The 20,272-nt window shown below is 62.0% G+C and carries 13 protein-coding genes, 1 tRNA gene and 1 pseudogene; 5 read left to right on the plus strand and 10 right to left on the minus strand.

Annotated elements, in window-relative coordinates; all coding sequences use genetic code 11:
* Positions 1 to 63 precede the first annotated feature (63 nt).
* Positions 64 to 6,762: an IPT/TIG domain-containing protein gene (locus tag VPH40_RS08865; RefSeq protein WP_328573227.1), complete on the minus strand. Its 6,699-nt coding sequence runs from the start codon at positions 6,760 to 6,762 to the stop codon at positions 64 to 66.
* A gap of 545 nt (positions 6,763 to 7,307) precedes the next feature.
* Here VPH40_RS08865 and VPH40_RS27925 point away from each other — a divergent pair.
* The 4 genes and pseudogenes from VPH40_RS27925 to VPH40_RS08880 all read left to right on the plus strand — a co-directional run.
* A pseudogene (locus VPH40_RS27925) lies at positions 7,308 to 7,406 on the plus strand (tail fiber protein); the annotation flags it as partial.
* Between the two features lie 33 nt (positions 7,407 to 7,439).
* Positions 7,440 to 7,808, plus strand: coding sequence for a phage tail protein (locus VPH40_RS08870; RefSeq protein ID WP_251350534.1), 369 nt, complete (start codon positions 7,440 to 7,442; stop codon positions 7,806 to 7,808).
* A gap of 30 nt (positions 7,809 to 7,838) precedes the next feature.
* A complete protein-coding gene (locus tag VPH40_RS08875) occupies positions 7,839 to 8,372 on the plus strand; it encodes a phage tail protein (RefSeq protein ID WP_099667046.1) in 534 nt (177 codons plus the stop codon).
* A gap of 48 nt (positions 8,373 to 8,420) precedes the next feature.
* On the plus strand, positions 8,421 to 8,954 hold the full coding sequence (locus VPH40_RS08880) for a phage tail protein (RefSeq protein WP_251350470.1): 534 nt from the start codon (positions 8,421 to 8,423) through the stop codon (positions 8,952 to 8,954).
* A gap of 75 nt (positions 8,955 to 9,029) precedes the next feature.
* Here the strand turns inward: VPH40_RS08880 and VPH40_RS08885 are convergent, their stop codons facing one another.
* The 3 genes from VPH40_RS08885 to VPH40_RS08895 form a co-directional block, all read right to left on the minus strand.
* Positions 9,030 to 9,323, minus strand: coding sequence for a DUF6916 family protein (locus VPH40_RS08885; protein ID WP_226941017.1), 294 nt, complete (start codon positions 9,321 to 9,323; stop codon positions 9,030 to 9,032).
* Between the two features lie 180 nt (positions 9,324 to 9,503).
* Positions 9,504 to 11,516, minus strand: coding sequence for a S9 family peptidase (locus VPH40_RS08890; protein ID WP_328573228.1), 2,013 nt, complete (start codon positions 11,514 to 11,516; stop codon positions 9,504 to 9,506).
* A gap of 643 nt (positions 11,517 to 12,159) precedes the next feature.
* Complete coding sequence (locus tag VPH40_RS08895; RefSeq protein WP_328573229.1) at positions 12,160 to 12,345, minus strand: hypothetical protein; 186 nt, start codon at positions 12,343 to 12,345, stop codon at positions 12,160 to 12,162.
* Positions 12,346 to 12,580: 235 nt separating this feature from the next.
* Between VPH40_RS08895 and VPH40_RS08900 the strand changes: the two genes are divergently transcribed.
* Positions 12,581 to 12,862: a hypothetical protein gene (locus VPH40_RS08900; protein WP_328573230.1), complete on the plus strand. Its 282-nt coding sequence runs from the start codon at positions 12,581 to 12,583 to the stop codon at positions 12,860 to 12,862.
* A gap of 28 nt (positions 12,863 to 12,890) precedes the next feature.
* On the opposite strand, the gene VPH40_RS08905 is transcribed toward VPH40_RS08900, so the two are convergent.
* The 6 genes from VPH40_RS08905 to VPH40_RS08930 form a co-directional block, all read right to left on the minus strand.
* Entirely contained in the window at positions 12,891 to 13,142 is a 252-nt protein-coding gene (locus VPH40_RS08905) for a hypothetical protein (RefSeq protein ID WP_251350467.1), read from the minus strand.
* A 315-nt stretch (positions 13,143 to 13,457) separates the two neighbouring features.
* A tRNA-Pro gene (locus VPH40_RS08910) sits at positions 13,458 to 13,534 on the minus strand.
* Between the two features lie 102 nt (positions 13,535 to 13,636).
* A complete protein-coding gene (locus tag VPH40_RS08915; RefSeq protein ID WP_070282345.1) occupies positions 13,637 to 14,251 on the minus strand; it encodes a TetR/AcrR family transcriptional regulator in 615 nt (204 codons plus the stop codon).
* 62 nt (positions 14,252 to 14,313) lie between these two features.
* Positions 14,314 to 15,762 carry an AdeC/AdeK/OprM family multidrug efflux complex outer membrane factor gene (adeC, locus tag VPH40_RS08920; RefSeq protein WP_328573231.1) on the minus strand — a complete coding sequence of 483 codons (1,449 nt, stop codon included), beginning with the start codon at positions 15,760 to 15,762 and terminating at the stop codon, positions 14,314 to 14,316.
* Between the two features lies 1 nt (position 15,763).
* The gene (locus VPH40_RS08925; RefSeq protein ID WP_251350464.1) at positions 15,764 to 18,928 is read right to left on the minus strand and encodes an efflux RND transporter permease subunit; all 3,165 of its coding nucleotides are present in this window, start codon (positions 18,926 to 18,928) and stop codon (positions 15,764 to 15,766) included.
* Between the two features lie 15 nt (positions 18,929 to 18,943).
* Positions 18,944 to 20,152, minus strand: a complete 1,209-nt coding sequence (locus VPH40_RS08930) for an efflux RND transporter periplasmic adaptor subunit (RefSeq protein WP_099667035.1) — start codon at positions 20,150 to 20,152, stop codon at positions 18,944 to 18,946.
* Positions 20,153 to 20,272: the final 120 nt, after the last annotated feature.

Here is a 20,272-nt window from a genome sequence, read left to right on the forward strand (position 1 = left end):
AAAAAATCGCCGGACCGGATGGACTCCGGGCCGGCGATCAGGACTAGCCTGAAGGCTGATTGATTACTTGAGCGGCATGGCGATACCGAACATCACCGACTGGGTACGTCCGCTATCGATGTTCAGATTGCTGTTGTAGTCCAGCGTGATGGTCATGCCGTTCGACAGCAGCAGCTTGACGCCCAGGCCCGCCGTCCAGTTGCCCGTCTGCTGCGGCACTGTGCGGATCACGTACACGGGACCGTCGGCCACCAGGTCGGCATACGCCAGGCGCGCATCATCGGCGCCCTGGAACTGGTGGCGGTACTCGAGCCGCGCGCGCGGGAACCACGTGCCCAGACCACCGACATAGATACCCTCGGCCCGCACGCCCAGCGCGCCGATGCGCGAACGCACCGTCTGCTTGAAGTAGCTCAGGGCGTTGATGCCCGCCGCCTTCTCCGTGTACGGATCGAGCTTGGCCGACATCAGTTCCACGCGGCCATACGGCGACCACATCCAGGTTTCCTGGCGCATCTCGATACCGCCCACCAACGCGCCGAACACTTGCTTGCCGTCGCGTTCGCCCGTGGCGAAACCGCTGCCATCGGTCAAGTAGCGCGACGCGTCGTATTGCAGGGTGCCATAGCCGAGCACGCCGTCGAGGAAGACGCCCTTGCTCGGACGCAGGCTGCCATACACGGCCGCCACGGCGCTGTCGGCCGTGCTGCGGCTGCCGTTCTGGCCCACGTCGCTGCGGTCATGGCTGAAACCGGCGCCCACGCCCAGGGTCGCCAAGTCGCTCAAGCGGTAATCGCCGCCCACGCTCACGCCATTCGTGCGGAAGCGGAAGCCCGTGTCGCGGCCATTCACATAGTGCTGGCCGAAATCGACCGCGCCACCGAGCCACAGCGACAGCGCCTGCTTCTGCGTGTCCGGCTTCTGCGGCATGTCCGGCAAGCCATTCGTTGCCTGGCTGACATCCGTGCCGCCCACCGCTTTATCGCTGCTGAAACCGGCATCGGGCTGGCGCAGGGACGCCTTGCGCATGAACGGTTTCACGGCCGTGCCGAACACGCGGTCCGCTTCCTGCTCTTGCCAGCGCGCCAGCGCCGCCGTCGGATTGCCGCTGTCGTTCGGCGGCGTCAGGCTCAGGCCAAAGTTCGACCGTCCCCAGCCATCGCCATGCAGGCTTTCCAGGCGCTGCGTGAAGTTCGACAGCTGCGCCGTGGCGAAGCGCCGCGCCGCATCGGCTTGCGCCGCTTGCAAGCCGATCACTTCCGGATCGAGCGACGGGTCGCGCCGCGCCGTCACGGTGACGTTGACCACGCCCGGCTTCGAGGTGGCAAAGGCATTGCTCAGGGTGTAGCTGACGACGGCCGCGCCGGCAAACTTGCCCGAAGCCGCAAAGCTCAGCTGGTACGACGGCTTGCCGGCCGTGCCCACGTCGCGCACCACCACCTTGCCCGCCTCGGCCGGCGCCACGCTCAGCACATTGGCCGCCGTGAACGGGCCGCCCGTGGCGCCCGCCGTCAGGTCGACCGTCACCGTCAGGCCCGCCACCACCGTGGCGCTCTGGCTGGCCACCTGCGGCATCGGATTGACGCTGATGGTCGCTTTCACCGGCGCAGAGGTGCCGAACACGTTCGACACGGTGTAGCCGATGCTGATGTCGCCGCTGGTGTTGATGCCTGGCGTGTAGATGATGTCCATGCCATTGACGACTGCCGTGCCGCTGGCTGGCTGCGTGGTGATGGCCACGGCCGTGAACGGGCCGCCGGTGGCGCCCTGCGTCACCTGCAGGGTCACCGGCGTGCCGGCCAGTACCGTCGCCGTCTTGGCGACAGGCACCGGCACCGGTTGCGGCGCCACCGTCACGCTGACCGTGGCCGGCGCGGAGGTGCCTCCTGGACCCGTCGCCGTGTAGCTGAAGCTGTCCGGACCGAAATAGTTGGCATTCGGCACATACGTCACCTTGAAACTCGCACCGGCGACGGCGCGCGCCATGCGCGCCGAGGCACCGCTCGAGACCACCGTAACGCGCCCGTGCTGCGGCGGCGTGACGATGGTCACGTCCGTGATCGGGCTGCCATCCGTGGAAGCGATGGTCAGGCTCACTTCCTGGTTGGCCGAGGTGGTCGCCGTTTCATTGGGCACCGGTGGCGGCGCCTGGTTCACCTGCAGGGTCAGCGCTTGCTGCACCGTGAACTGGTGCGCGTCCTTCGCCTGCAAGGTGAAGGCGAAGCTGCCCGCCACCGTCGGCGTGCCGCTGACGATGCCGGTCGCCGCGTCGAGCGCCAGGCCGGTCGGCAAAGCGCCGCTGCTCAGGGAGTACACGTAAGGCGCAACACCGCCGGCCGCCGTGAATGGCTGGCTATACGCGTCGCCCGCGCGGATCGCCGCCAAACTGGCCGGCGTCAGTGTCAGGGGGGGCGCAGCTACCGTCAGCGTGTAGTTTTTGCTGAGGCTGAATGGTGCCCCCACGCCCGTGCTGCTGTCGGTGACCTTGATGCTGAACGGGAAACTGCCCGCCGCATTCGTCGTGCCGGATAGTACGCCCGTAGCCGTATTCAGGCTCAGGCCCACGGGCAAGGTGCCCACCACGGCATAGCTGTACGGCGCCGTGCCGCCCGTCCCCGTCAGGGTCGTGCTGTAGGCCGCTTCCGCCGTCGGATTGGGCAAGCTGGCTGGGTTCAGCGCCAGTACCGCCGAAGCGACGGACAATGTGTAGCTCTTCGTCCCCGTGAATTGACGCGAATCCGTCACTTGCACCACCAGCGCAAAATCGCCAGCCGCCGTGGGCGTGCCGCTCAAGACGCCGCTGGCGTTCGAGCTCATGCCGGCAGGCAGGCTGCCCGTTATCGCGAACGTATACGGACCGACACCGCCGCTGGCCGTCAGTTGCTGGCTGTACGCGGTGGCAACGGTTGCCCCCGGCAAGCTGGCCGGGGTGACGCCGATGGCCGAGGTCACGGTCAAGGTATACGTTTGAGTTGCCTGGGCATTGACCCCTGCGACCGCGGCTTGCGTCGCGGTGATGGTGCTGGTGCCGGCGCTGACCGGAGTGATGACGCCGGTGCCGCTGACAGTCGCCACGCCCGCGTTCGAGCTGGTATAGCTCAAGGCGCCATAACTGCCGCCCGTCAGGCTGGAGGTCGCCGCATTGCTGAAGTTATTGCCCAATGGAACGGATGCCGCGGTCGGTGTCGCAAACGTGATGACACCGGTCGGGATATACGTAAATTGGTCCGCCGCGCCGCTGGCGCTGGTGCCGCCAACCGTGGTCACCTTCACGTCCACCACGCCCAGGCTGCCCGATGGACTCGTGGCCGTGATCTGCGTGGCGCCGTTGACGACAAAACTGCCGGCATTGCTGCCGCCGAATCGCACTGCCGTGGCACCTGTAAAGCCGGTACCGGTGATGACCACACTGGTGCCGCCGGCGATGGGGCCGAAGGCAGGTGAAATGCCGCTGACTGCCGGCGCCACCACGTAGGTGAACTGGTCCGACGCGCTGGTGGCGCTCGTGCCACCGACAGTGGTGACGCGCACGTCCACCGTGCCGGCACCAGCTGGCGCCGTGGCCGTGATCTGCGTGGCGCTATTGACGGTGAAACTCGTCGCCGCCGCACCGCCAAACGTCACTGCCGTCGCGCCGCCAAGGCCCGCGCCGCTGATAACGACACTGCTGCCGCCCGTCGTTGGACCGGAGGCCGGGGAAATACCGCTCACCACCGGCGCCCCCACATACGTGAACTGGTCGTTCGCGCTGGTGGCGCTGGTGCCACCGGTGGTGGTGATGCGCACGTCCACCGTGCCCGTGCCGGCTGGCGCCGTCGCCGTGATCTGCGTGGCGCTGTTGACCGTAAAGCCCACCGCTGCCGTGCCGCCGAACGTCACCGCCGTCGCGCCACTGAAATTCGTGCCGCTGACAGTGACCGTGGTGCCGCCAGTGACCGGGCCGGAGGTGGGCGAAATGCTGCTCACCGCCGGTGCTGCCACGTACGTAAATTGGTCCGCCGCGCTGGTGGCGCTGGTGCCGCCGATGGTGGTGACGCGCACGTCCACCGTGCCCGTGCCGGCTGGCGCCGTCGCCGTGATCTGCGTGGCGCTATTGACGGTAAAGCCCGCCGCTGCCGTGCCGCCGAACGTCACCGCCGTCGCGCCACTGAAATTCGTGCCGCTGATGGTGACCGTGCTCCCCCCCGCGGCGGGACCGGCCGTGGGCGAAATGCTGCTCACCACCGGTGCGCCCACATACGTGAACTGGTCATTCACGCTGGTGGCGCTCGTGCCACCGGTGGTGGTGATGCGCACGTCCACCGTGCCGGCACCGGCTGGCACCGTCGCCGTGATCTGCGTGGCGCTGTTGACGGTAAAGCCGGAGGCGGCCGCTCCACCGAACGTCACCGCCGTCGCGCCACTGAGATTCGTGCCGCTGATGGTGACCGTGGTGCCGCCAGCAGCCGGGCCGGAGGTGGGCGAAATACTGCTCACCACCGGTGCCGCCACGTACGTAAATTGGTCCGCCGCGCTGGTGGCGCTGGTGCCGCCGACGGTGGTGATGCGCACGTCCACCGTGCCCGCGCCGGCTGGCGCCGTCGCCGTGATCTGCGTGGCGCTATTGACCGTAAAGCCCGTCGCTGCCGTGGCGCCGAAGGTCACCGCCGTCGCGCCACTGAAATTCGTGCCGCTGATGGTGACCGTGGTGCCGCCGGCAGCCGGGCCGGCAGTAGGCGAAATGCTGCTCACCACCGGTACTGCCACGTACGTAAATTGGTCCGCCGCGCTGGTGGCGCTGGTGCCGCCGATGGTGGTGATGCGCACGTCCACCGTGCCCGCGCCGGCTGGCGCCGTCGCCGTGATCTGCGTGGCGCTGTTGACGGTAAAGCCGATGGCTGCCGTGCCACCGAACGTCACCGCCGTCGCGCCACTGAAATTCGTGCCGCTGACGGTCACCGTGCTGCCGCCGGCGATGGGGCCTGCCGTCGGCGACAGGCTCGTCACCGTCGGCACCGCCACGTAGGTAAATTGATCGGCCGCGCTGGTGGCGCTGGTGCCGCCCGACGTGGTCACGCGCACATCCACCGTGCCCGTGCCGGCTGGCGCCGTCGCCGTGATCTGCGTGGCGCTGTTGACCGTAAAGCCGATGGCGGCAGTAGCGCCGAATCTCACCGCCGTCGCGCCACTGAAATTCGTGCCGCTGATGGTGACCGTGCTCCCCCCCACGACGGGACCGGCCGTGGGCGAAATGCTGCTCACCACCGGTGCTGCCACGTAGGTGAATTGGTCCGCAGCGCTGGTGGCGCTGGTACCGCCGACCGTCGTGACGCGCACGTCCACCGTGCCCGTGCCGGCTGGCGCCGTCGCCGTGATCTGCGTGGCGCTGTTGACCGTGTAGCCGGTCGCCGCCGTGGCGCCGAAGGTCACCGCCGTCGTGGTGGAAAAGTTCGTGCCACTGATGACGACCGTGGCGCCGCCGCCTGCCGGCCCCGCAGTGGGCGAAATGCTCGTCACTGTCGGCAACGCCACAAAGGTGTACTGGTCGTTCGCGCTGGTGGCGCTGGTGCCGCCGGCTGTCGTGACGCGCACATCCACCGTGCCCGTGCCGGCTGGCGCCGTCGCCGTGATCTGCGTGGCGCTGTTGACCGTGTAGCCGGTCGCCGCCGTCGCGCCGAAGGTCACCGCCGTCGCGCCGGTAAAGTTCGAGCCGTTGATGGTGACCGTGGTGCCGCCACCGCCTGGTCCTGCCGTCGGCGAAATACTGGTGATCGCTGGTGCCGGAACATAGGTGAACTGGTTTGACGGATCGGCGGCGTTGGTGCCGCCTGGCGTCGTAACGAATACGTTCACGACACCGGTGCCGGCTGGCGACGTGGCGGTGATGGTCGTGGAATTGAGCACGGTAACGCTGAGGCCATTGTTGCTGCCGAATTTGAGCGCCGTTGCGCCGGTAAAGCCGGTACCGGTAATGGTGACGGCGGTGCCGCCGCTAACCGGACCGAGCGCAGGCGACACACCGGTGACGGCAGGCGGCGGCTGGGCATTGATCACCAGGGAATAGCTTCTGGACGTGTTGTATGGTCCATTGCCGCCCGTGCTGTCCGTCGATTTCATCACAAAGTTGTAGGTGCCCAAAGCACCGGGCGTGCCCGAGAGCAAGCCGCTGCCCGACAGGGTGAGGCCCGCCGGCAGGCTGCCCGATTCCACCACATACGCAAAGGGCCCGGTGCCGTTCGCGGTCGACATCTGCTGGCTGTAGGGCACCGACAATCCGCCTGCCGCCAGCACCGTGGGCGTGATGGACAGGGTGGGCACGGCGATCGACACGGAGTAATTCTTGGTGACGGTCAGCGGCGTGCCTGAGGTCGAGTCGGTCACCTTGATGCCGAACACATAGGCACCGGTCGCCGTCACGGTGCCGGAAATCACGCCGCTGGACGACACAGTGATGCCAGGTGGCAACGCACCAGAGACAAGCGCGTAGTTGTAAGGCGCGACACCGCCGGTCGACGACATCGCCTGGCTATACGCCACGCCGATCACGGGCGCCGATATGCTGCCCGGTGTCACGGTGAAGGCAGCCGCAGGGGGCAGGACGGTCACCGTAAAAGTCACCGCCTTGCTGTCTTCATCCCACAGGACAAAGCTGTCGGACAGCGCCCCGTCGCCATTATTGATGTAGGTCGCAATACCGGTACCGTTATTGACGAGACCGGTAATCGTGCCGTGCAGGGCCGTCGCGCCATTGTCCGTCAGGCCAAATGAGCTACACAGCGACAAATCGATGACATAGGAGTCGCCTGATGCGACGGTAAAACTCCTCTGATTGGGAATACATTTCGTGCTCGGATCGCCGTTGGCTGCCTGCGCCGGGCCTGCGCCAAGCGCCAGCATCAGCAAGCACAGCGTAACGCAGCAATGCAGGAAACGGCCAAACGCTGATGCCAGGTCTACCCGGCGAGCCGCTGCCGGCCCTCGAATTCCTGCGACAAAAGCAAGGAACAAAAAATGTGCCGGACGGGCGACGATATCGTTGCAAATACGCAACATGATTTCTCCAATACAGAGTTTTTTGGACAAAAAGAACCATGGATTCAGGCTGCAAGCGATCCCCATTCAGGGCTCTTCCAGAGGGCCAACAGATGTTGACGCTTGCCATACGACAACGTATGCTACCTCGAGATTTCAATAAAGTAACTATAACAAAAAGGGTTTTTCAAAAAACAATATTGATTGCAAATGGAAAATATTATTCCTTTAACATTCAATAACATTCCAACAGCGGGAGAACGATGATGGCTGAAGTGTATTTGGGACAAATCATGATGAGCGGATTTGCGTTTGCACCACGTGGATTTGCAGCATGTAACGGGCAATTGCTGCCAATTACGCAGAATCAGGCACTGTTTGCCCTGTTGGGTACCTTTTACGGGGGGAACGGCACGACCAACTTTGCATTGCCAAACTTACAAGGCAGCACCCCTGTCGGCTCGGGCAGTTCGGTGGACGCTTCCTGGCAACCCGTCCCCTACCAGGTCGGCGCCCGTAACGGCGCGGAAGCTATCACTTTGACACTGAGTCAGATTCCACCGCATACGCACGCGGCCAATGCGCTGACCACGCCAGGCACCACCAAGAATCCGACCAACACCCTGTATGGCGGCAGCGGCACGGAAGCCATCTATGGCACGGCAGGCCCGCAAGTGCCCTTGAACAACCTGGTCCTGGCCCAGACAGGCGGCAGCCTGCCGCATAACAATATGCAGCCCTTCCAGGTACTCAATTTCAATATCGCCCTGAACGGCGTCTTCCCATCGCGCAACTAACATGCCAGCCACTTCCCACGGAGCAAAGTCATGACTACACCTTATGTCGGCGAGATCCGCCTGTTTTCCTTTCCCCGCATACCGCAAGGCTGGTTTGCCTGCGACGGCAGCCTGAAGTCCATCGCCAATAACGAGGTGCTATATACCCTGCTGGGCACCACCTATGGCGGCGACGGCGTCAATACATTCGGTGTACCCGACCTGCGCGGCCAAGTGCCCTTGCATCAGGGCACCGGCCCTAGCCTGACACCCCGGGTCATGGGGCAAAAGGGGGGCAGCGAAACGGTGACCTTGCTGCCGACCCAGATGCCTGCGCATACGCACGTCTTCAGTGCGATCAGCACACTGGCGACGAGCAACACGCCAGGAACCAGCGCACAGCTGGCGGCACCGGTCAATAACGACAAGATGTACACAAGCAGCCTGGCTGGCCTCACGACCTATGACATGGCGCCCGCAGCAACGGGTACTGCCGGCAGCAGCTTGCCGCATGACAACACCATGCCTACCCTGACCGCCTCGTTTTGCATCGCATGGGCAGGTATTTACCCATCCCAACAATAACAGCCAGCACGCAAGCGCAGCCCATAAAATCGATCAGGAGAACCTACCGTGACATCACCATATCTTGGCGAAATACAAGTCTTTGGCTTCAATTTCACCCCTGCCGGGTGGGCAAGCTGTAATGGCGCCACCCTGCAGATCAGGCAATTCAGCGCCCTGTTTTCATTAATCGGCACGCAATATGGCGGCGATGGCGTCAACACCTTCCAGTTACCCAACTTCACCGGACGCGCGCCCTGCAGCCAGGGCCAGGGGCCAGGCTTGACGCAGCGTGTGATGGGCGAAACGTTCGGCAGCAATACCGTCCAGCTGAATCTCACGGAGATTCCCAACCATACCCATCAACTGACCTTGAGCCGCCAGACCAATGCCACCCTGCAGCGCAACGTGCCGCAAAATGGCGATGGCCTGACCAGCATCACGGGCACGAACGCGTTCGTGCCCGCGGCAACGCCGAACGTCACCTTGTCGCCACTGACCATCGGCAGCGCGGGTGGCGGCCAGGCGCATGAAAATCGCCAGCCCCTGCTGGCGGTAAATTTCTGCATCGCCCTGCAGGGCGAGTTTCCCGCGTTTGATTGAGGCTTGAATGCCCAGGGCAGGCGGCGCCATCGGGCTCCCCCGCCTGGCCCTGCCTGCCCCGCATCAGCGGCATTCTCAGTTGAACACGGCCTGATACAGAAAGCCGTGGTTGTCACGCGCCACCGGCACCAGGAAGATACCCACCTCGCCAAATGCATCATGCTGCAGCTGAAAGATTTTCTGGCTGAAGAGGATGGGGGAACTGTTATGGAATAACAAGCTGAACGGCGCCCGCAACAGGCCTTCCAGCGTGGCCGACGGCAACGGGCGCGCCTCCTTCAGGATGAAAGCGGCATTCCCGTCGCCGACCGAGATAAACGTGTCGTTGACGCGCGCGGCAAAGTGTTCCAGGGTCAATACATTCATCATTGCAGGCATTCCATTTCATGGGCTGTGTAATTGAAGCAATGATTTATTCTAATGGAAGCATTGCCGCTTTTACACAGTTTTTGACATGAACGCCGTCACCACCGCACTCGGCGGCACACAGGCGGCCAAGGACATCCGCCCCGGCCGCCTGTGCAGTGCCTGCCTCGCGGCTTTCTCCGCCTACCGCATCGCCTCTTCCAGCCCCGGCGCAAACCCGGCGCCGTGCTTGACCTGCGCGGTGGACGCCTTCAGCGTGGCGCCGATCGGCTCGGCGCGGCCCGCCAGGCATTGACCCAGGAAGTTTTCCGTCACCGCATTGAAGGCGATGTTGTTCACGGGCCGGGCAAAGCCATGGCCTTCGTCGGGGAACAGCACGTAGGTGACGGGAATATTCTTTGCCGCCATGGCCGCCACGATCTGGTCCGATTCAGCCACGTTGACGCGCGGGTCGTTCGCGCCCTGGCCGATCAGCAGCGGACGCTGGATGTTCTGCGCAAAGTTCAGCGGCGAGCGTTCCTTCAGCAGCGCCTTGCCCTCTTCCGTGGTCGGGTCGCCCATGCGCTTGTAGAACTGCTGCTTGCCCGCTTCCCAGTACGGCGGAATGGTTTGCAGCAGGGTGAACAGGTTCGACGGGCCGACGATGTCGACGCCGCAGGCAAACGTCGTCGGCGTAAACGCCATGCCGGCCAGGGTGGCGTAGCCGCCATACGAGCCGCCCATGATGGCCACCTTGTCGGCCGTCGTCACGCCGCTATTCACCGCCCATTGCACGGCGTCGAGCAAGTCGTCATGCATCTTGCGGCCCCACTGCAGGTCGCCGGCCGAGATGAATTGCTTGCCGAAGCCCGTCGAGCCCCGGTAATTCACGGACAACACCGCATAGCCGCGGTTGGCCAGCCATTGATGGTAGCTGTTATAGCCATAGGTATCGCGCGCCCACGGGCCGCCATGCACCAGCAGGACCATCGGCACCGCCTGCGACGGCACGCCGCCGGCACCCGCCTTCGATGCCTGAGGCAAGGTCAGATAGGACACCAGGGTCAGGCCGTCGCGCGCCTTGATTTGCTGCGGATACATGGGCACCAATGGCGCGCCTTCCAGCTCGGGCCGCGTCACGTACAGCTGCGTGAGCTTTTTGCTCTTGCGCTCGTACAACCAGCTCGATGCCGGCGCCGTGACGGCATCGACGCCCACCAGCCATTTGTCATCGGCGTCCGTGCGCGACGTCACGTTGAACTGGCCCTTGGCATGCTTCTTCAGGAAGGCCAGGTCGGCCTTCAGGTCATCCGTCAGCGGCAGGTATTCGTGCTGCAGATAGTCGACGGAATACGCCTGCACCTTGCCAGTGCGCGTGTCGTACAGGGCGTCGGAAATGTCGGCGCGCGGGTCTTGCGCCACCACCGTGGTCTTGCCGCTGGCCACGTCCTGCGCCAGCAGCGCCGAAGTATTGCGGCCACGCGAATCGGTCCAGTACAAGGTCTTGCCGTCGACCGTAAAGCCCAGCGGCGACGTCGTCTGCGCATCTTCCAGGCCGACCTCGGCCAGCGGCGTGCTCTCGGCCTTGCCGTCCGTGATGCGGAAGTACTGCATGCCGCCATCGGCGCGCGCCTTGCTGGCGATGCGCACGTTGAGCAGCTCATCGGCCACATAGCCGCCATAGCCATCGTTCTGCAGCACCAGGGTCAGCTTGCCGCTGGCCAGGTCCAGGCTGTACACGTCGTGCCAGCGCGCATCGCGGTTATTGATGCCGATCAAAATGCGGTCCTTCACCTTGCTGCTGATCTGGATCACGCGCACGCGGGTCTTCTCGAACGGCGTGTAACTGACCTGCTTGCCGCTCACGACATTCACGCCGTACAGCAGGAAGTTTTCATCGCCGCCCTTGTCCTGGATGAACAGCAGGGTGTTCGAATCGGGCGACCAGAAGCTGCTGCGGATGGGACGCACCTTTTCTTCCGTCAGCGGGCGCGCCTGCGCCGGATTGCTGGCCGGCGCCACCCACACATTGAGCACGCCGTCGCGCGGCGCAATCCACGACAGCCACTTGCCATCCGGGCTGATGCGCCCGCCGGACTTGCTGGGATTGCCAAACAGCTTGGCCCGCTCGATCAGCGGCGTGTCATTGACAGGAGCTTGGGCGTGCGCCGGCAGTGCGCTGGCGAACAACAGGACAGGCAGGACATAGCGAATCATGGACACCTCATGGTTGATGAATGAAGGGAAACTTCACACGTGCATGTGCCAGCACATCATAGGCCAAAGCCGTATTGCCAGGTTGACTACGCGACAAGGGACGAAAATCGGGGAACAGGAGGGTGGAAACGGAGGATGAAAGGCACAGCGGATGATGCATGCCGTCTTGGTCACGTCGCGCAAAAAGAAAAAGGCCACTCCGAAGAGTGGCCTAAGTCCTTGAATCCAATGGTCGGGGCGAGAAGATTCGAACTTCCGACCCCATGCACCCTACACGACGACACCAAGCCGTAACCCGCATGGACGCTATATAGAGAGTGGGGCATATAATATACAGTACTTTCCAACAGGTATTCAAGCCCTCATGTCGCGGTGTTTTTTCTGCAAAAATCATACATTTTCGCCCCCGTTTTTTCTCGCAGCTTCCCATCCCATGCTCACCGCCGGATGATGCCAGTGGCTCATCGCTCCTTGAAATGACTGGCAGACTCCAGTTTTCAAGTCGTCAGAATATTCATTCCATATCAGTAGTCTAGCGTAGCTCGAAAATCGCCTCCACTATCAACAACATAACTTTATCTGATGATATGGCGCAATTTCGCGCATCAACCATAAGGTTCCATTTCATCGACACAGCCATAAGTTACTTACTTTTGAGGAAGTCGTAGATAGAAACAATCATTCCGAAAAAAAATACCACAAAACCAAGCTTTGCAAATAAATCAAAAAAATAATTTCTCGATTCAAAACTCATCAGCACCATTGATCCAGCAATTAAAAAACCACAAAACGTTATCAAGCCCCCCCTTTTAATACCTTTATTTTTCATATCAGCTCCAAACAAAATAAAATCCCACTATTTTCAAGAAATAATGCATACAATCGAAATTGAAATTGAAATTGAAATTGAAATTTAATAAATTACAAAAATCAGTCTGAAATACATTTTATTACTATAGCGCAACTAACACATTCAGGCCCGCGGTCAGGTTCCGTGTTCATTTTTTCACACGCGGCGGAAGTAGATCAGCGACAGCCACGAGGTGCTCTGCTGGATACGGGCCATGGAAGCGCCCATGCTAGCGGCGATGCACTACGTACCGGTCAGCAAGGAACTCGCGCTGTGCTACGAAAACGTCGTCAAGGACTTCCAGGCATACACAGGCCACATCGGCATTTCCATCTCAGCCACTGAAGAGTCCCGCAGGAAAACCGGCGAAGCACGCAAATTGCTGCTCTTGCCGGATCAGGTCAACACCACCGTCAATGGCAGCGCCACGGTGGTGAGTAGCGGGCCTAGCCGTAAAATCACGTGCTTTTCTCATGAGGTCGATCTAACTCTATGACTGCTCCTGGCCGGTTTCAGCCTTATATTTATTGCCAACGGATTTCCCATCCAGTCTCGGCAATAAACTGAGACACGTCACTCAAAGTCTCCACCCATGAATCAAAAGCACTATTGGGATTTGGACCACCACGACCACCCCACCATTCAAAGATGAAATAGCCTCCTGTTTTTTCCGGATCATACTCAACTCGAACCTGATGAGTTGGGTGCTCAGAATTTATGATCGTTCCTGTTGTGTTTATTTTTACCATGCCTATCTCTACTCGACGCGGTTTCATTGTCCTTCATCCGTCCGCTCTTGGCCAATTGTGTTGAAGAAGTCGAGCGGCAACAAGTTCGGGATGTCTCAGACATCCAAGCAGTCGGCACGCGTTCAATAGCGGCGGTTCCGGCCAGTCTAGGCGGGTAAAATTTCTATCTGAATGTCAACGTACCTGCGTTTTTCAACACAATAGGCCGATAGCGGACATCGGCATACGGCAACGAAAATCATACGTGATGTAAACGGAAAAACCCAGCACCGATATTATACAAACGTATAATATACAGTACTGGGTTTCTATACAGCTTGCGCTGTAACTCCTTGAATCTAATGGTCGGGGCGAGAAGATTCGAACTTCCGACCCCATGCACCCCATGCATGTACGCTACCAGGCTGCGCTACGCCCCGACGAGGTGGGAATTATAGCAGAGGCTTTTAGGTTTTTGCCATGCTTTGCGCATGATTCATATCGAACTGCGCAAACTTTTTTGCATGGCCCTGGCAAGCGGCCTATTCGTTCAGCAGCAGCGCCGTCAGGACGATGCGGAAGCCAGCGATCAACGGCTCGACTTTCACGTCCGGATTGTGAATGAGGCGCACGGGCAAGCCCTGGTAAATGGCGACGAGGGCATTCAGGCGGCCTTCCAGCATCTCTTCATCTGCCGGCAAGCCGCGCTTGATGCGCGCATCGCGGATGATGGAGAGAAACAACTGGCGCGAACGCTGGTCCGAGCATTGCAGCATTTCCGCGATCACCGGATTGCGCGAGGCTTCCGCAAAAATTTCCAGCGGCATCATCCACGTTTTCGGGTCCAGCGCTTCAAGCACATGCTCGCCCGCATTGTCGATCACGGCCTGCAGCGGGTCTTCGCGCTGCGCCAGGTCCTGCATCAGGTTCGACACCCGCTCCGTATTCTGCATGACGAAGGCGGCGATGATCGCATCCTTGCTGTCAAAATAATTATAGATGTGGCCCGCGCTCATGCCGGCCGCTTTCGAGATCTCGGCCATGCTGGCGCCGTGGAAGCCACGGCGGCTGAAACAGCTTTCGGCCGCATCGAGCACCTGCTTGCGCCGCGTGTTGGCGCGCTCGGGGTCCGGATGCTTCTTTTCAACTTGGTTCATGATTTTCCAGTAGCGCGCCGGCCCTGCCCTTGCGGGCAAGGCCGGCGTCGGCGTCCCCGTGATTATTGGGCGCCGCCAGCCGCCGCGACGGCTGTCTGCTCAGGCTGCCAACCGCCGCCCAGCACCTTGTACAAGGTCACCAGGTTGGTCGATTTGGCCAGGCGCGCCGTGATCAGGCTCTGCTGCGCCGTGTACAGCGCGCGCTGGGCCACCAGGGCGTTCAGGTAGGACTCGGCGCCCTGCTTGTAGCGCGCGTCGTGGATGGTGTAGCTCTTTGTCGACGCCTCGACCAGCGAGACCTGCGATTGCAGGCGCTCGTCGATGGTGCCGCGCTGGGCCAGCGCATCGGACACTTCGCGGAAGGCGACCTGGATCGCCTTTTCGTATTGCGCCACGGAAATTTCACGCTGCACCTTGGCGATATCGAGGTTGGCGCGGTTCACGCCGCCATCGAAGATCGGCAAGCTGATCTGCGGAATGAAACTCCACGTGCCACTGCCCGCCTTGAACAGGCCCGACAGGTTGTCGCTCAGCGAACCGGCCGTGGCCGTCAGCGAAATGCGCGGGAAGAACGCCGCGCGCGCCGCGCCGATGTTGGCGTTGGCAGCGCGCAAGGTGCGCTCCGCCGCCAGCACGTCGGGACGGCGTTGCAGCACGTCCGACGGCACACCGGACGGAATGTCCGCCAGGGCCGTCACGGCGCCGAACTCGCCTTGCGGCAGCAGGTCGGCCGGCACGGGGCCGCCCACCAGCAGGACGAGCGCGTTTTGATCCAGCGCAACCTGGCTCGTGTAGACAGCCACGTCGGAACGGGCCGACTCGACGCTGGTCTGGGCATCGTACTTGTCCAGGCCGGAAGTCGCACCGGCACTGAAGCGGCGCACGGCCAGGTCATACGACGACTGCTGGCTCTTCAGGGTGTCCTGCGCCACGCGCAGGCGCTGCTGGTCGGCCACCAGGTTCAGATAGGTGCTGGCCACTTCGGCCACCAGGCTGATCTGCTGTGCGCGGCGGGCTTCTTCCGTGCCCAGGTATTGCTCCAGCGCACTGTCGGACAGGCTGCGCACGCGGCCGAAGAAGTCCAGCTCGTACGCCGACACGCCCAGGTTCGCCGTGTACTGGCGGTTGATGGACGCTTCGCCGTTGGCGCTGGCGTTCTTCGGCACGCGGCTGGCCGTCTGGCCGCCGGACGCCGACAGGGTCGGGATCAGCGCGGCGCGTTCGATGCCGTAGGTGGCGCGCGCCTTCTCGATGTTGAGGATCGAGACGCGCAGGTCGCGGTTGTTGGCCAGCGCCAGTTCCAGTACCTGGCGCAGGCGCGCATCGGCAAAGAACTCGCGCCAGGCGACGTCCGCCACCGGCTTGGCGTCGGCGGCGGCCGTGTCGGCCTTGTAGGAAGGGCCCGTCGGCCACGCCGTGGGCGCCGGCGCTGCCGGACGCTCATACGTGGGAGCCAGGCTGCAACCGGCCAGCAAGGCCAGTGCCGCCATGGAGAGTAGCGTTTTTTTCATATTAATGCGCATCCTTAGAAAGCGTGACGGCTGGCGAGCCAGGCGTCGCCGGCGTGGCGGGCGCGTCCGGCTTCGAGAAGAAGCCGCGCACCAGCACAAAGAACACCGGCACGAAGAAGATACCGAGGAACGTGGCCGTCAACATACCGCCCAGCACGCCGATACCGATGGCGTTCTGGCTGCCGGAACCGGCACCGCTGGAAATAGCCAGTGGCAACACGCCCAGGCCGAAGGCAATCGAGGTCATCAGAATCGGACGCAGGCGCAGACGCACCGCGTGCAAGGTCGCGTCCAGCAGCGACATGCCCGATTCCTGCATTTCCTTGGCGAATTCGACGATCAGAATCGCATTCTTCGCCGACAGGCCCACCACCGTGAGCAAGCCCACCTGGAAGTACACGTCGTTCGACAGGCCGAAGAACCAGGTGCCCAGCACGGCGCCGATCACGCCCAGCGGTACCACCAGCAGCACGGAGAACGGAATCGACCAGCTTTCATACAGCGCGGCCAGGCACAGGAACACGATCAGCAGCGACAGCGCGTACAGCTGCGGCGTCTGCGAACCGGATTCGCGCTCTTCCAGCGATACGCCGGTCCAGCTGAAGCCGATGCCAGGCGGCAACTTGGCCACCATCTCTTCCATCGCGTTCATGGCGGCGCCCGTGCTTTGGCCCGGCGCCGGCGTACCCAGGATCTCTACCGACGGCAAGCCGTTGTAGCGTTCCAGGCGTGGCGACGCGTAAATCCACTTGCCGGTAGCGAAGGCCGAGAACGGCACCATCTGGCCAGCGGTATTGCGCACGAACCACTTGTTCAAGTCTTCCGGCAGCATGCGCGAACTGGCGTCACCCTGGATGAACACTTTCTTCACGCGGCCACGGTCGAGGAAGTCGTTCACATACGAACTACCCCAGCCGACGCTCAGCACGCGGTTGATTTCCGAAATCTGCAAGCCCAGCGCGGTGGCTTTCTGCTGGTCGATGTCGATCTTGTACTGCGGTGTATCTTCCTGGCCGTTCGGACGCACGCCCACCATGGCCGGATTTTGCGACGCCATGCCCAGCAACTGGTTACGCGCCGCCATCAGGGCGTCATGGCCGACACCGCCGATATCCTGCAGCTGCATGTCGAAACCGGTGGCGTTACCCAGCTCCAGCACGGCAGGCGGTGCAAACGTAAACACCATCGCATCCTTGATCTGCAACAACTTGCCCATGGCGCGACCGGCCACGGCCGGCGCTTTTTGCGCCACGTCCTTGCGCAGCGACCAGTCTTTCAGGCGCACGAAGGCGATACCCGTATTCTGGCCGTTACCGCCGAAGCTGAAACCGGCGACGGCAAACACGGAAGCGACGTTATCTTTCTCGCTGTTCATGAAGTGGTCTTCGACCTGTTCGATCACTTTCAGGGTGCGCTCTTGCGTTGCGCCCGTCGGCAATTGAATCTGCGTAAACAGGATGCCCTGGTCTTCTTCCGGCAGGAAGGAGGTCGGCAGGCGCATGAAGATGAACACCAGGCCGGCCAGCAACAGCACATACAACAGCATCGAACGGGCGCGGTGGCGGATCATGCTGCCGACCAGGCCCTGGTACTTGTTGCTGCTGCTATCGAAGCTGCGGTTGAACCAGCCGAAGAAGCCCTTGTTCGTCGCATGATGGCCTTTTTCGACCGGTTTCAGCAAGGTGGCGCACAAGGCTGGCGTAAACACCAGCGCGACGACGACGGACAGCACCATCGACGAGACGATCGTGATCGAGAACTGGCGGTAAATCACGCCCGTCGAACCGCCGAAGAAGGCCATCGGCACGAACACGGCCGACAGCACCATGGCGATACCGACCAGCGCGCCCGTGATCTGCGTCATGGACTTGCGCGTCGCTTCCAGCGGCGACAAGCCCTCTTCGCTCATCACGCGCTCGACGTTTTCCACCACCACGATGGCATCGTCGACCAGCAAACCGATGGCCAGCACCATGGCGAACATGGTCAGCGTATTGATCGAATAGCCAAACGCGTTCAGGATACCGAAGGTACCCAGCAGCACGACCGGCACGGCCATGGTCGGGATCAGGGTGGCGCGGAAGTTCTGCAGGAACAGATACATCACCAGGAACACCAGGATGACCGCTTCGACCAGGGTTTTGACCACTTCTTCGATGGACAGTTTCACGAACGGGGTCGTGTCGAACGCCACCTGATAGCTCATGCCTTCAGGGAATTGCTTGCTCAGGTTGCCCAGCATGGCTTTCGCCGCATTGGCCGTATCGAGCGCGTTGGCGCCCGTCGCCAGCTTGATCGCCACGCCCGTTGCCGCATGGCCGTTGTAGCGGGCCACGGTATTGTAGTTCTCGCGGCCCAGTTCCATGCTGGCCACGTCCTTCAGGTACACCATGGCACCGTTGGTCGTGGTTTTCAGCAGGATGGCGCCGAACTGCTCCACCGTTTGCAGACGGCTTTGCGCCGACACGGTCGCGTTCAGCTGCTGGCCCTTGATGGACGGCGTGCCGCCCAGCTCACCGGCCGACACTTCCGCATTCTGCGCCTGCACGGCCGTGATCACGTCCGCCGGGGTCAGGTTAAAGCTTTGCAGCTTGGCCGGATTGAGCCAGATACGCATGGCGTACTGCGAACCGAACAGTGTCACGTCGCCCACGCCGGGCACGCGGCTCAGCGGATCGACGACGTTGGCGGCCACATAGTCGCTCAAGTCGGTCTGGTCCATCTTGCCGTTTTCGGAAATGAAGCCGAACACCATCAGGAAGTTCTTCGTCGCTTTCGACACGACCAAGCCTTGCTGCGTGACAGCCGTCGGCAGCAGTGGCGTGGCCAGCTGCAGCTTGTTCTGTACCTGCACCTGGGCGATGTCGGGATTGGTGCCGCTGGTAAACGTCAGCGTGATGCTGATGCCGCCAGTGGCATCGCTCGACGAGGCCATGTAGCGCAAGCCGTCGATACCCTTCATCTTTTGTTCGATGACCTGGGTAACGGCGTCTTCCACGGTCTTGGCGGAGGCGCCAGGATAGGAGCCGCTGATCGAAATCGACGGCGGAGCAATGCTCGGGTACTGCGCGATCGGCAGGCTGAGGATCGAAATCACGCCGGCAAGCATGATGACGATCGCGACCACCCAGGCAAAAATCGGGCGGTCAATGAAAAAACGGGCCATTAATATTCTCCTGAATTAGTGGGCGCTGGCAGCCGATGCTGCGGCAGAGGCGGCAGCGGCAGGCGCATCAGCGGCCTTGGCCGGTACGGCAACGGCTGGTGCGCCTGGCTTGACTTTTTGCAAGCCTTCCACGATCACGCGATCGCCTGCGGCCAAGCCGGACGTCACCAGCCAGTTGGTGCCGACGGTGCCGCTGGTGGTCAGCACGCGTTGCTCGACCTTGTTTTCCTTGTTCAGGATCAAGGCGGTTGCCTGGCCCTTCTGGTTGCGCGTCACGCCCACTTGCGGCACGGTGATGGCTTTTTCATCGACGCCCGTTTCCAGCTGGGCACGTACGTACATGCCTGGCAGCAATTCGCCTTTCGGGTTCGGGAACAGCGCGCGCAAGATCACGTTGCCGGTGGTCGGATCGACCGTCACGCCAGCGAACTGCAGCTTGCCCGGTTCGCTGTACTTGCTGCCATCCGGCAAGATCAGGTCGACCTTGGCCTGGCCTTCGCCCACTTTTTTCAGCGAGCCGTCGGCCATCTGGCGCTTCAGGCGCAGCAGATCCGTGCTCGACTGGGTCACGTCGACATAGATGGGATCGAGTTGCTGCACGGTGGTCAGCGCGTCGGCCTGGCCTGCCGTGACCAGCGCGCCGGCCGTCACGGTCGAGCGGCTGGTGCGGCCGCTGATCGGCGCCGTCACGGTGCTGTATTTCAGGTTGATGTTCGCCGTTTCCAGCGCCGCAGTGGCGGACTCGACGTCTGCCTTGGCTTGCTCGAACGCAGCGACGGCATCGTCGTATTCCTGGCGGCTCACGCCTTCGATGGCGACCAGTTCCTTGTAGCGCGAGGCTTTCGGACCGGCCGTCAGCAGGTTGGCCTTGGCTTTCGACAGCGCGGCCTTGGCCGAATTATAGGCAGCCTGGTAGGTGGCGGGATCGATCTGATACAGGGCCGTGCCCGCTTTCACATCGCTGCCTTCGACGAACAGGCGCTTCTGGATCAAGCCGCCGACTTGCGGGCGCACATCGGCGACCTGGTAGGCATTCGTACGGCCGGGCAATTCGGCGCTCATCGGCAACGCGGCCGGATTAACAGTAAACACGACCACCTGTGGCGCTTGCTGCGCGTGAGGTGCTTCCTGTTTTTTACTGCAGCCGGCCATGATTACAGTGGCGCACAGAACGGCAATAGCGCCGCTCGTACGCGGCGACGTCAAGGAAAATGTTGGTTGCATCTTGGACTTTCTGAAAAAGAAGCTGGCTAGTGTCGTTAGAAATGACTAAATTTATTAACGCAGATCAAAGAATGAACGATCATTCTAAAATCGTCAAGCATCGTTACAATTGAAACATAG

Origin of the sequence: Janthinobacterium sp. P210005 (assembly GCF_036231865.1) — a bacterium.
Lineage (GTDB): Bacteria > Pseudomonadota > Gammaproteobacteria > Burkholderiales > Burkholderiaceae_D > Janthinobacterium > Janthinobacterium kumbetense.

Coding starts and splice junctions, on each gene's coding strand:
- VPH40_RS08875 (WP_099667046.1), top strand. CDS start 7,839: ATGACTACACCTTATGTCGGCGAGATCCGCCTGTTTTCCTTTCCCCGC.
- VPH40_RS08885 (WP_226941017.1), bottom strand. CDS start 9,323: ATGATGAATGTATTGACCCTGGAACACTTTGCCGCGCGCGTCAACGAC.
- VPH40_RS08890 (WP_328573228.1), bottom strand. CDS start 11,516: ATGATTCGCTATGTCCTGCCTGTCCTGTTGTTCGCCAGCGCACTGCCG.
- VPH40_RS08895 (WP_328573229.1), bottom strand. CDS start 12,345: ATGAAAAATAAAGGTATTAAAAGGGGGGGCTTGATAACGTTTTGTGGT.
- VPH40_RS08900 (WP_328573230.1), top strand. CDS start 12,581: ATGGAAGCGCCCATGCTAGCGGCGATGCACTACGTACCGGTCAGCAAG.
- VPH40_RS08905 (WP_251350467.1), bottom strand. CDS start 13,142: ATGAAACCGCGTCGAGTAGAGATAGGCATGGTAAAAATAAACACAACA.
- VPH40_RS08915 (WP_070282345.1), bottom strand. CDS start 14,251: ATGAACCAAGTTGAAAAGAAGCATCCGGACCCCGAGCGCGCCAACACG.
- adeC (WP_328573231.1), bottom strand. CDS start 15,762: ATGAAAAAAACGCTACTCTCCATGGCGGCACTGGCCTTGCTGGCCGGT.
- VPH40_RS08925 (WP_251350464.1), bottom strand. CDS start 18,928: ATGGCCCGTTTTTTCATTGACCGCCCGATTTTTGCCTGGGTGGTCGCG.
- VPH40_RS08930 (WP_099667035.1), bottom strand. CDS start 20,152: ATGCAACCAACATTTTCCTTGACGTCGCCGCGTACGAGCGGCGCTATT.